The sequence below is a fragment of the Leptospira meyeri genome (assembly GCF_004368965.1).
Classification (GTDB): Bacteria; Spirochaetota; Leptospiria; order Leptospirales; family Leptospiraceae; genus Leptospira_A; species Leptospira_A meyeri.
In genome coordinates, this window is the sequence record NZ_SORO01000006.1 from 37,199 (window position 1) to 49,908 (window position 12,710).

The 12,710-nt window shown below is 32.7% G+C and carries 12 protein-coding genes; 5 read left to right on the plus strand and 7 right to left on the minus strand.

From position 1 onward, the window contains the following. Positions 1-90: 90 nt before the first annotated feature. From CLV96_RS19255 to CLV96_RS19270, 4 genes are read right to left on the minus strand one after another with little or no spacing between them, the layout of a single operon-like run. Positions 91-507 carry a hypothetical protein gene (locus CLV96_RS19255; RefSeq protein ID WP_051012803.1) on the minus strand — a complete coding sequence of 139 codons (417 nt, stop codon included), beginning with the start codon at positions 505-507 and terminating at the stop codon, positions 91-93. A 51-nt stretch (positions 508-558) separates the two neighbouring features. Then, complete coding sequence (locus tag CLV96_RS19260) at positions 559-1,650, minus strand: patatin-like phospholipase family protein (protein WP_004787781.1); 1,092 nt, start codon at positions 1,648-1,650, stop codon at positions 559-561. A gap of 9 nt (positions 1,651-1,659) precedes the next feature. Further along, a complete protein-coding gene (locus CLV96_RS19265) occupies positions 1,660-3,885 on the minus strand; it encodes a ThiF family adenylyltransferase (RefSeq protein ID WP_004787787.1) in 2,226 nt (741 codons plus the stop codon). Between the two features lie 4 nt (positions 3,886-3,889). After that, complete coding sequence (locus CLV96_RS19270; protein ID WP_004787784.1) at positions 3,890-5,026, minus strand: ComEC/Rec2 family competence protein; 1,137 nt, start codon at positions 5,024-5,026, stop codon at positions 3,890-3,892. A gap of 102 nt (positions 5,027-5,128) precedes the next feature. Here CLV96_RS19270 and CLV96_RS19275 point away from each other — a divergent pair, with 102 nt between their 5' ends. The 3 genes from CLV96_RS19275 (at position 5,129) to CLV96_RS19285 (ending at position 7,166) form a co-directional block, all read left to right on the plus strand. Further along, positions 5,129-5,530: a helix-turn-helix transcriptional regulator gene (locus tag CLV96_RS19275; RefSeq protein ID WP_040917379.1), complete on the plus strand. Its 402-nt coding sequence runs from the start codon at positions 5,129-5,131 to the stop codon at positions 5,528-5,530. Then, positions 5,511-6,116, plus strand: a complete 606-nt coding sequence (locus tag CLV96_RS19280; protein ID WP_004787750.1) for an ImmA/IrrE family metallo-endopeptidase — start codon at positions 5,511-5,513, stop codon at positions 6,114-6,116. The genes CLV96_RS19275 and CLV96_RS19280 overlap by 20 nt, the downstream gene beginning before the upstream one ends. Before the next feature lie 294 nt (positions 6,117-6,410). After that, positions 6,411-7,166, plus strand: coding sequence for a hypothetical protein (locus tag CLV96_RS19285; protein WP_004787761.1), 756 nt, complete (start codon positions 6,411-6,413; stop codon positions 7,164-7,166). A 44-nt stretch (positions 7,167-7,210) separates the two neighbouring features. Here the strand turns inward: CLV96_RS19285 and CLV96_RS19290 are convergent, their stop codons facing one another. Continuing rightward, complete coding sequence (locus tag CLV96_RS19290; RefSeq protein WP_004787777.1) at positions 7,211-8,149, minus strand: nucleotidyl transferase AbiEii/AbiGii toxin family protein; 939 nt, start codon at positions 8,147-8,149, stop codon at positions 7,211-7,213. Then, positions 8,142-8,720, minus strand: a complete 579-nt coding sequence (locus CLV96_RS19295) for a hypothetical protein (RefSeq protein ID WP_004787765.1) — start codon at positions 8,718-8,720, stop codon at positions 8,142-8,144. Before CLV96_RS19295 ends, CLV96_RS19290 begins: the two co-directional genes overlap by 8 nt. A 382-nt stretch (positions 8,721-9,102) precedes the next feature. On the opposite strand from CLV96_RS19295, the gene CLV96_RS19300 reads away from it, so the two are divergent. Next, entirely contained in the window at positions 9,103-9,957 is an 855-nt protein-coding gene (locus tag CLV96_RS19300) for a tyrosine-type recombinase/integrase (RefSeq protein ID WP_004787767.1), read from the plus strand. Between the two features lie 181 nt (positions 9,958-10,138). On the opposite strand, the gene CLV96_RS19305 is transcribed toward CLV96_RS19300, so the two are convergent. Then, complete coding sequence (locus CLV96_RS19305) at positions 10,139-10,390, minus strand: hypothetical protein (protein ID WP_040917381.1); 252 nt, start codon at positions 10,388-10,390, stop codon at positions 10,139-10,141. A 1,162-nt stretch (positions 10,391-11,552) separates the two neighbouring features. Between CLV96_RS19305 and CLV96_RS19310 the strand changes: the two genes are divergently transcribed. Further along, a partial coding sequence (locus tag CLV96_RS19310) for a DEAD/DEAH box helicase family protein (RefSeq protein ID WP_134152100.1) occupies positions 11,553-12,710 on the plus strand: 1,158 nt, incomplete at its 3' end.

Consider the following 12,710-nt stretch of genomic DNA (forward strand, 5'->3'; position numbering starts at 1 on the left):
CTATTAGAACATGTTTTAAGGTAGGATATTTCTATCCTGGCTTTTTTAGAAGCCACTATTCTTCAATATAATCATGTGTGGATAGTTTATTTAACTCCTTGCCAAATTCCTTCTTAAGGAACTTTGATTGAAAAAATAAATTAATCCTGCGACTACTCCTAAAGTTAGCACTCCTTTCACCGCTGTTGAAGTTTCAATTCCGTCTACAATTGAACTACTAAAATGCTGGCAATTAAAGGTTGTCAGATTATAACTTTTGCTTTCATTTAATGCCATCTTCATATTTCGAAATACATCTCTAATGGGCAAACTAGGTTTGCGAATTTGAAAGATTTGTTCCCCGCCTAGAAACTCATTTAAAGTTACAATTTCAACATTATTGCGTTGATGATTATGAAGAATAAGTATGTTTCCAAAGATATCTTTTCCATATACTACACCTGTATGTCTAAATCCAAATTCCTTCGCTCTTGATATCTCCCAGCCTATGTGCCAATCTAAATTCATAGAATTTTTCTCCCTATTTATTAATCAGTTTTATTTAACTATCATTAAGTTTTATAATTTTAGTATTGCTTTTGCTGTTTCATATCCTTGCATCTCTATTTCTGTAAATTCTATTACTTTCATTTGAGATAATGAGGTAGGATAAAATGCGACTTTCATTCTGGATTTATTCGTTAGAATAGAATAACCCTCTTCATTCTCATTCATCGAATAGGAGCCTATATAGACATATGCACCCCTTTGAGTTCTATTGATAAAATTCATGAATGATCTTACTCTCAGCGACCTGGTTTGATCCAATGCTAAGTTAAACAGACGATAGAACCTCAAAGGATTAAGAAATCCTGGGATTGAAGTTTTCTCGAGGGGCAATCCAGCATCTGAGACAATTAAAAAATCGATTGGTTCATTTCCCTGTAATTTTAATTCCTGTCGTCCGCAATCAAAGAGTGGTTCAATTCCTAAATTGTCATATACTCCACCATCATATAAATTGATTGTCTCATTACTTGTGATCGTTACATCTTCTTCACTTGAATCCCAACTATTTCTCTTTTGCCAATAGAAACTATTCTTTCGTAACTCTAGTGGACCAATCCCACCTGGAAAAGCAGCTGAGACTGCCATTGCATGACTCAATGGGAAATTACTTGCATCGGCATAACCTAAAGTATATTCTCCCATCATGTGACCTTTGAATCGGAATCTTTTGCCAGTTTCAGCTGTCGTTGCATTAATAGACCATACTGGAATTGAAGGTATATCCTTAAGCTTTCCTTTAATACCCCAACATTTTTCTAAAGCATCAGCCAATATGAAAGCTCTAGAAAAAAAATGAATCCAGTTTTGGATTGTAAAAAATAACCTCATTAAAGCAGTTTTCTGCAATGATTTACTTGTTAGAGTAGTTTTCAATTCAATTGATATACGATCCAAATAATCTTTAGAAGTGGGAAATTTATATTTATTAAGTGAATACATTAACCCGATCAATAAACTTCCGCCAGATACCGTTGATAAATTAGTTACTTGTTCTAACTTTCCTTTCTCAGCTAAATATCGCAACAAACCCGCATGGAATGTCGCAGCTCTAACTCCTCCTCCCGATAAAGCCAAACTTATTTTCTCAATTTCTCTCGACATAATTATTCTCTATTTTATATAAAATCTTAATTCTTCGCTGACAATAATCATTAGAATTGGCATTCCTTCTGAATTCATTACTCTCGCAAATTCGTTCAACGATGTTAAATCTGTTTGGCTGGCTTCTGAAGAATGTCCTGCTGGATGAGAATGCCAATCTCCAATATAATCACAATTTTCAGATGTTCTTTTTTTTACTTTATCAAGATACTCTTTTAAGCCCTCGCAACCACGATCGAATCCAGAAATCGAAGACCTGCTATCTCTAGGTGCATCTGTTATATCAACTATATATATGGACTTTGTTTTCTGATCTGTGTAACCTATTACAATTCCGCCAGTCTCTTTTGGTAGACTAGAAGCTCTTAACCGTTTTAATTTGTCTTCAATAAAGCTATCATAGAAAATATTCCATCCGTTAATTTCAATACTCTTTGGGCTAAAGAGTTCGACCTCATAAGTGTCCATATGTCCAGTCTCAGAATCTAATTTTAAAATACAAAGTCTTGCATTATTAGATTTAAGTTTTAAGCGAAGCAAATTTGACAATGAAGATGAAAGTAAAACTACCCTTTCATAGGATAGAACCACTGAAAGGTCACTACAACTTGCACCTACCCTTTGCTTTGGAATATTATTTTGAAGAAAATTTTCGCCCCATTCTTCAGATATTAATGCTCTTAAGTAGGAGGCTTCTATAAAATCTAACCTTTTTGATCTTTCGTTATCCTCTAAAAATAAAACTCCACCCGTACCGATTTGATTAAAAAACAAGGAACAAGCTCGAGGAAGTTCATTTGAAAATGAGATATCACGAAGTAAAAAGCTAGAAGCACTTGCATCAACGATCAAATCAATAGATTTATAATCAGACAAAGATTCTGAGAATCTAGTTGGACTAAACCTCTTGGAAATATAAGTAACTAATGGATTACCTGGTGAATAATTCTGGTTCATTAATTCTGCAACAAGCTCTACTTTTTTTCTCCCAATATCTTTTTCTTTCGCCAAATGTCGAAAAACATTGTGAGGTGCTATGCAATCATTATCAAATAAAGACCATCTTCCCCATCCTGACTTTGACCAAATTTCTGCAAGTGTGCTACCCAAAGACCCTACTCCAATTAATACTCCATTAAACGAAGCTTCTGTGAACTCAATGCCTGACATCAAAGCGGCAAATTTTTGAGTTAATGGTTTAACAATCTCTACAGGTAAAATACGAATTTCAGATAATTTATCATTATCCGAAAGATTCTCGATTCCAAGTAGATCAATCTTATAGTAATTATTTGGGTCTGTTGGGGAAATACTTAAAATTCCAAGCAGATGACCCAACTCACCTATTGCTTTAGGAATAAAGAATGCAAAAAAATCAGGTTTCGAAAATAAATTCCCTGAACTATCATATCTCTTAAATTTTAATAGTATAAAAGTATGTTTGAGATTTTCTGTAATTGGAAATCCAGACGAAGGTGTTCTTAATAAAATTTCCTTCTTTAGGTTATCAATAACTGAGGAAGACCTTTTTTGAAATTGTTCTTCAAGCAGTTTAAGATTCGATGGTGCAGGGAATACCCTAGTATGCTCTATTGGCTTAATTTCAAGTGTTAAGAAATTGCAATTTCCAAAATTATTTGTATTTGAAATTCTGATTACTTTTGATGTCTCATCAATATTAGCAAAGGCGAATGATTTTTCCTCTTCATAGTATGTTGGAAGTAGCAGCTTATACTCACTTATAAAATATGGTCGTTCTAATTCCTGCTCATTTGAATGTATTTTGTCTTCCGAAGTTTTTATAAACCACCAACAAATTCGATTCAGAAATTTTTGTGGAGTCCAAGATCGCTCTACTTCATCCCAAGATTCTAGATACAGACATAAAGTTTTGGGAATTATTTCAAATGGGAAATTCATATGTAAAACATCTTCTGGGAAGTTTTCTCGTATTGGTACCACTCGGAATTGATGCTCATGAAAATCTTTAATATAAATTATTGCCAAAGGCTCTCTGTTTAATATACCTATTGAATTTTTGCTTTTGATAGACGGACATTTTAGGTCAACCAAAAGTATTTCTATTATTAATTCTTGGAATTGAAAAATTCGAGTCTCGTTTAAATTAAATTCTTTGCACTCATAGATTTCATTAATTAAACTATTAACTTCTTTAGAATGCTCAGAAAGTCGATTGTCTGGAGATATAATTCTAGATTTTTCAATTATCATCATAAAATTATCCAGCTTTATAATTTTTGCTTATTGCAATACTTGAAGCAGATATTTTTTTCTCCTCCTTCGCTATTCCTGCTTCATCGATGATGAACTTAATGGGCTGTGGAATACTGGTATCGGATTCCTCCATAGTCACCAAGTACATACATCCTTTTACTTTATCTAAATATTTTTCATAGCATTTCTTTGCCTGAATATGAGGTGGTTGTATCTGTTCGTAAGCTTCCTTGTTATCTGGAATAGCGTGACTTGAACTTATAAGATACGATCCTTCCTTCCCGTATAATAGTAATTCTTCAATTTTTTCCTTAGGATAAGTTATTTCTTTACCTTTTTCATCGCTAAGAGCTAAATAACTTGAATGATGGGGAACGTTAAAAATATCCCATTTTAGTCTGTCTTCATTATTCCTCTTTTGCGACTTCGTGACAATATCCTCTAAAATATCCCACTTTGAATCTCCAATAGCAAGATAATCATAAATTTCGGCTCCAATTTTAAATCTAATGTTAAATATTAACGAAGCTTCATTGCGAAATTCTTCATTCTCATCGACATGTTTTACAAATGGAGAATGACAAAAGAATTCGATTCCATCGCTATCTAAAGAAAAATCAGGGGCTAATTGACCCGCATCAGTGATCAGATGTTTTCTATCATCAATTGAAAGGTCATTTTCTTTGAGCCATTCCTTTAACCGATCTGGTTTTGAAAATACCCGAATACCCTCTCCCTTTTTCAAACGGTAGCGTGCTTCTTGTCTCCATATAACAAATTCATCACTTTGATTCTCGCTAGGTGCTTGTTCAAGAATCATAGAAGCTGGAACCCAAAGTGTATTAATTTTTATCCTACCTTCACCTTGATATTTGGAAGCATAAGATAATTCAAAAAATTCGGTGCTATTTTTAATGTGATCTTCATCGCCATGAGTAAAAGCCACAACATCAATGTAATCTCTGTTAGCATCAGCCAACTCTTTACCTAATACTTTTTTAAGATTTATTTCTGGTCCTACATTTTCCTCCTCTGACTTTTTGATATGCCGAAAATCCATTAAAATACGCTTTTTGTTGTCTAGAATTATCTGGCTAGTATCACCATTTCCGACTGGGTAAAAAATAATTTCATGTTTCATGATAATACCTTCTGTGTGAAATATTATCCTATTTTAGGATAGCCGCATTATGTCGTCAAGTAAAAGAGTTGAAATATTTTCCTATTTTAGTATATTTTACCTGTGAGCATAAATGAAATAGTTGCCCTTAAAATCCGAGAACTGCGAGAAGCTAGCTTTTCTGGAAAAGGAATCTCGCAGACTGAATTAGCAAAAAAGTTAAATAAGACCCCAAACACCATTTCAAGATGGGAAACGGGAGAGTATAAACCGAGAATTGAAGATTTATATGAGTTAGCTAAGTTTTTTAAAGTCTCAATCCTTTCATTTCTACCTGGAGACACTGTAGGAACTGAAAAAGATCAGAAAATTGATATGATGTTTAGAGGAATGTCAGGGCTATCTGACAAAGAATTAAATGAAATTTCGAACTATTTAGAGTTCTATCTTGCTAAAAAGCAATTAAATGCGATCCAAAAGAAATCCCCAGGGAGAAAGCGAAAAGATGAGTCAAACACGGTATGAATACTATGAATCATTAAAGTTAGGTGCAAATAACCTAAGAAAAGAGTATGAGATAAATTTACCAAGGATTCTACCAAGTGAAATTAAAAAAATAATGAAATCTGAAGGTATAAAGGAAATCAATTACTGGAAAGATTTTAGTGACTTACGTGGAGCATATATAATTGATGATGGAATTCCTCATGTAGTTGTTAATAAAAATCTTCGAAGGGATCAGAAGACATTTACCTTAGCTCATGAGTTAAAGCATCACTTATTTGATAGGAGCTTAGGTAGTTTATATTGCACGAATAGAAATATAAATGAACAAATTGAAATCGGAGCTGAGGTTTTTGCCGCCGAGCTTTTATTCCCTGATCAGCTTTATTTATACCATCTAAATGAAATGGGTGTTACACGAAACAATTTTCAGCCAGCACATTTGGTCTTATTGAAAAATGCTACAGATACAACATTAAGCTATCCTGGCTTGGCTAAGAAGGCGGAGTTTCTTCAAATTGCAGAGAAAGGAAGCTTGAGTAAAATCAACTGGGATAGATTACAAATAGAAATTTTAGGCAAGCCATTTTATAGGAAATCTGCATAAATTTTTGAATCAATATTTAATAGCTAAAAAGATTCCAAATTCTTTACCGTTTTGAATTATATAATTATATATTTATTTAACTTCTAAAAGTTTTTCGTTTGGTATAAAATATTCTATTTTTAAGAATGAAATCCTTTTTCGTATAAAATTGCCATTTAACTTACATCTGATATTGATCAGACTTTAGCTTAATTATTTCCTTATTGAATTTTTCCTCAGATGCGAATTTACTAAATAAGCTATGCGTAAACCATTTAAAGTGAAATATACGTGAGACAAGAAGGAAAGTTTGAGATGGATGATGGAACAAATTTTATAGAAGACGCAATTAAGATATCTAGATCAGCGATAGAAAATCTTAACAGTAATTATTTAAGTAGACCTTCCATCTATCTTGAAGAAAAGCACCTTCATAATGAATTCGATAAAATTATAAAAGAAATGACGGTTGATTTTAATTTTCCGCTTATAACCAAAACATTTGATGGTCATGAATTTCCGATATTTATTAATGAATATGTTACAATAAATAAGTATAAGCGGTCTGATTCCTATGAGTCTATAAATCAATATCGATCGAATCCAGCAAAATTAGATTACGTAATTCTTGATCCAAATTGGATAAATAAAAATAAATATATTGCCTGTGTTAATAAACACGAGCCAGAAAGAGGAACAATTAGAAAGAATAATGAAATCCCATTTTTAGTTTCAATAGAGTTTAAATTTTTGCATTTTGGAAGGAAATACAAATCATTTGATAACTCAAAAAATTCGTTATCTTTTCTTGAAGAGACCAAAACTTCAAGAAAAGATAGAATAAAAAAGGAAATGATTGCGGACGCTACAAAGCAAGTAAAAGAAGGAATTCCAATGCCTAATGTGGTTTATTTTAATTCCGAGATTCCTTTACCTATTACAGATATTAAAACTATATTATTAGATGTGAAAAGCACTTTTAAAAACAGTCAATTAGCCTTATGGTATTCACAAGGAGGAATTACTCAGAGGTTTAAAGATCAAAACGATTTTTATTCAATTAATATTTGATCAGAAAGTTTTTCTCATTTCATATGTTTAAAGTATAAATTGAATTATAGCATTGGAAGAAATGTTTTGATCGATTCTAAGATATCATCCAAAGAAGGATAATCTCGATAGTATAAAGCCTCAGTGTTTTTGTATCTCGCCTCAACTTCCTTCCTATGTGTAGGATTGGATAAAATAAATGCCTCATTCTTTGATAAATCTGATTCATCATCTTTTCTAAAACGCTTTAACTTGTGTCTTTTATATTCTTCAGAACCAATGAATGTTTGCACATCGGTAGTATTTATTAATTTATACATATCATAATAGTGCCTGGCAAAGTTTTTGATTTCAACTCCTGCAATCATCTGCCTAAATTTAGTCGAAATGGCTTGAAGCTTTTCTACAAAGGTATACTGAGGTAAGTAGCAATTAACGTCAATTGCTCGATTATCGATGTAATCTCCAAAATTAACTTTTGATGAAATGTGTTCAAAAACCCAAGAAGAGATAGTTATTTTCCGAGATGGTTCGACATCATCAAAACCAACTTCTAGTAAAATATGTTCTTTAATTCCTGGCTCGGGGAAATGGGTCGGATAGATGATTGGAATCTCCGCATTTCTGTATGAATCATCACTATAGTTAAGTTCTTTGCCTAACGAACCAGGAACTTTTAAATTCTCTTTGATATTTTCAAAGAAATTTTTCCTTTTAATTATAGCTTTTTCCGTCTTATTTTCTTGAGAACTTCTCGATTCAAATTCCTTAGCTTTAACAAGTAAATCAATATCTTCGGAAAATCGATCGATTATTTTGAAACCTTTAGAAAGAGATGTACCTCCTTTCATGCTAAACTGGAATCCTGATTCCGATAAAGAATAAAGAACATGCATAATCCAATAGTCCTTTTCGACCAATGGAACGGGAATGTCCTGCTCATTTGAAACGATTCTTAGGAGTGATTCCCATTCTGGATCATTATGGAGGAAAAATTTATTCATAATTCTCCAGAAGACTATCTATCATTTTCCTAACAGCTACTTTACCGAAAACTTTTGCATATCTTTTGAGCTTTGCAATGTTCAAGTTATCAATTAGGTTCTTGATTTTATTTTCTAAATCCAAGGCTTCTTCCGCTAATTTTTTCCTTTCGTTTAGATACTCTATTAATAAGAATTCTCGGTCAACTTCTAGTGGATAACCGTTTCTTCTTTTGAAATATAGTTTATCGGAACCTAACTTGAAGTGTCCATGTCGTTTATGATTGTAGACGACCATTTCTTTGTACAACTGCGTCAAGCCTAAACCAAGACTGTTAAATTTATTATATTCAACGATCAAGAAGTCGTTTGTATTTAAGAACTTTTTTACAAGCTCTTTAGTCGCAACTGGTACTTCTCCAAATTTACTCGTTCCCAGACGAGAATAGAGACCGTTTCGCTCCTTCTTTACATAACCCATTTTGACGAGCTTCTTCAACTCCCGATCCACACTCGGAGAGTACGTAACTAGTTCACCTCTCCTGTAAGAATGCCCTGGCTTGAGATGTCGTTTTAGCTCTACGATAGACATATCTTGATTTTCGTAAATTTCGAGTCATATGTCAAATATTTTACAAAATATTTTGCCACTTTCAATGCTAGAATCAATGATCACGAGCCAGATTTCAATAAAACTAGCGAAATTTTGGGTAGTTTAAGCCCAAAATGAAGGATTTAGGGGCATTAACTAGGATTGGAATGGATACTTTTTCCTAAATTCTTTAATTGAAGCTGGAAAAATCGAAAGAATGTAAAGGTGACACCAAGAGACATCGGAATAGTCAAAAAGCTCCGCAAAGTCCCCTCCTCCGTTCTGGTAGAAAAGTAACATATGAATGATTATGTTATTTTTTTACTCGAAGGCAATTTTTCTTAGAGACACAGAAATTGGTCCACTTTGGATTTGATCCTGAATGGACCGTAAAACAAACGCTACATATACATATAATAACCCACAATCCCTACCCCAGTCTTACGAAGGTGTGTTGAAGCAATTTTTACAATTTCAAACTCAGAATTCCCTACCATTGAATACTGACACTATAAGGAGATTCATCAATCTTCCTAAAATAAAGGGAAATGGTGAGTATTCCGAAGCTTCCAAAGCATTCCGCAAATGTGCAGTTTTTGTAGCCTTGAAACAAATTACTCACGATACAAGAGTAAAAGCCTATTTAACCGAAGAATCAAAAATGATCAAGGTGGCTAAAGTTCACAGGGCTATTTATAAAGAAAAAATTCTATCTTGGGAGGAAATTCATAAACTGATATTCAAGTCGAAATTGTTGGATAAAGGAAAGGATAATAAGTATCATCGGTTGTCTTTAATTATAGAAACCCTAGCTATGACTGGAATGAGGATTTCGGAGTTAATCAATATAAAACTGAAAGATTGCTTAATAGATGGTGAGAAAGTTTATATCAATATAATTGGTAAAGGAAACAAACCCAGACGAATTTTTCTTAGCGTAAACCTACTCTCACGCATAAAAAGAGAATTCAATTCGGAAGCTCTATTGTTTCTTTCGAAGCAGAGAAAGAAGTATAATAGATCATATTTACAGAAAGAAATTAATCTTTTAGGTAAACTATTACTTTCTAAAAACCATGTTACTTGTCATACTTTCAGACACAGCTTTGCTACTAGGGAAATAAAACGACTAGGTTGCACTCGACCAGTACAACTATACTTGGGACACGCTAGTTCAATAATTACTGAGATGTATAATCACACAACTCTTGAGTATGAAGATTTATTCGGATGTTGAATCCAGATATTCTCGCTTATTGAGCTAATCCAAATACGATTATATGAATATTTTGCCTAAAAAAATCTAACATATTTTTTTCAATAAACCCAGCTTGGTCAATGCTTCCAGCTAATTTTCAGACATAAATCGCTCAAATTTAGAATAGAATTTATATAAAACACTATGTTAGTATCTAAATTTAAATGAACTTGTCTGGATTTTTTATTATATAAATCTCAAAATAATTGGAAATTTTTCTCTTATGATCTCCGCTTTTTCTATTACAGTTCAAAGCATCAATTAATCCATATTTTTCTAGTCTCTTTCCTGTCTGTTCATCAAAATCGTCAACAAATCCTGAACGCTGCCAATCTCTTAAAAATTCTCTATATTTATCACCATGGATTAATTTTATAAAATATCTAATACTTGATTCTCTACATCTCTTCATGAATAATTTCCTCGTACTTTATATTAGTTACACTCTCGGAAATATTTTTCACAAAATTGGATTGAATATGCATTGAAAGCTATGCATGAATGGTAACTTAAAAATTGTTTTCTAAAAACTTGCCATTATGATATCCCTAAGTCGCTCTGTATTCTTAATTCTTAAACCAAATACAATAGGGATTCCTCGGGAAGCAACTGATCTAAACCAAATTGTAATGAATTACACTTAACAAATTTGTTATTTTAATTTTGCTCAAAAAAGAATGAATTACTAAGGTACTCGATAAAGTCCAGTTTTCGGCTTATATTTAAAAAGTTCTGTATTAAGCCTCTTATGAACTATTTTCATCCACCACTTTTCTAAACGAAAATCATTGCTTTCTGAATAAAATTTGGTATATTATTTCACTCATACTTATCTTCAGAAAAAAAATGCTATAAAAAATAGGAGAAGCAGAGATGTTTTCAAAATTATTCATTTACCAAACAGGATTATAATCCAAGTGAATTTTCATTAGTTATGTCGCTGGGAATTTTTAAAAAGCGTCAAATCAGGCTATAACCAGATTATATTAGTACATTCGGATAAACTACATACTCTATTTTAGTGCAACTATCATACGTTACACATTTCTCTGGTTTCTAAAAATTTATTTTTGACAGATTTGATGCAAAAAATATTCTAATTTTGAGCGGCAATCGCCGTAGGACGCATCCTCTGAATGCTCCCATTCACCTTGGAACCATAGGCTCCCCTAGAATGAAAATTAAAATTCATCAAGAAGGGGCGAAGCTATGCAACAATCAAGAGCCATTCGATTCTTTGAAATCGAGACAAATGTTAATAATCCCGATTATATCAGATTTCTGGGTATCGATTATCTGAATCGTTACTTAAACATCCATACGAGATAGACCTCGACTGGAAAAAGAAACCGATCCTTATGATACGAGGTATCCATTACTAATTAAATGAACTACATAACTAGTTTAGGAATTTTCATAAAATTTGAATTTTTTTCCGTACTATCGTTTAGATTCGATGAAACGGAGTATATTACATTTCAGAAATTGTTCAGGTAGGATGTCGCCTGAGATAGCGGATTCAGTTGAATTCCAAATTTCTGCAAAAAATGAATTAGGAGTTAATAGTCCGTACTATGTCTACACAGTTTTTCACACCAACCTTTGTAACTAAACATAAAGGCTCTCAAACCATCCCTACCATCCTTCCTAACCAACCTATAGGATTACCTCAAAATACCTCTAGAATAGGCTTAAATACCCTTATACATGAATTTGATAAGGTTAGAATCCAATATCAGGATTTATATTTTCCACTCCAGGTAACAATATCATCAAAAAGATTAACAGCCAATTATCCTCTAAAATTCAATGATCTGTTTTCCATTGTAGATAGAGCAATTAAACAATTTGAACAATATTTATTTAAAAAACATTACAAACTAAAATTATCCCTCCCAAAACTAGTATGGAAGGGAACAGGTTCTGATGATCAAAAAAGGGATCACTACCATATCCTAATTTTACTTCCACTTCAATACGATCTCAAGGCACTATTCATCGATTTCCTATGCGAAAACTATGATAGAGAAGCCAAGTCTATTGATCATCATTCTAAGGCAGATTTATACCTGAGAGATTATACAGGATCATCTCGGAATTTCCTATGCTATGTAGCACGAAAAGAAACCGAAGAAATGGGTATAGATAAATTAGAGTTGGGACTTAGTAACATCTACGGTCAATATTCTAGTGATACCTTTAGCAACCATAATGGATTTATTCATAATAATATATCACAATGTCAATTAGAATATCAATTCCATTTACATCAGGACGCATTGAGGGATTTTGGAATCTTTCTTAGCAACTCAAATAATAATCGACTAGGAACAAATAAACAAGATATCCACCTGCCATCGACCTACGATCATCCAGTAAAACGATTATGTAATGAACCTTACACATATGTAACATTAGAAATAGCAAGAGAGGAGTTTTTACGGAAGTTCATAAATGCATTAAACTCGAATGATAACAATATACATCTAATAGTTGCCGTTACTGGAATAGGCAAGAGCTATCATATAAACAGATTAGACGAATTATTAAAAAATGAATGCAGGGTCCTTATAGTATCTCCTCGGCACGATACAATCAATGAATATACAATTGGGGATAAGCTCCCAAAAATCCCAACCTGCCTAAAGGAGATTTTTGATAAATCCTACAGATTTGCTATTTCTCCAAGGAAAGCTCTTAAGCAAGCCATTTGTAGTAATGAAGAACGCTTA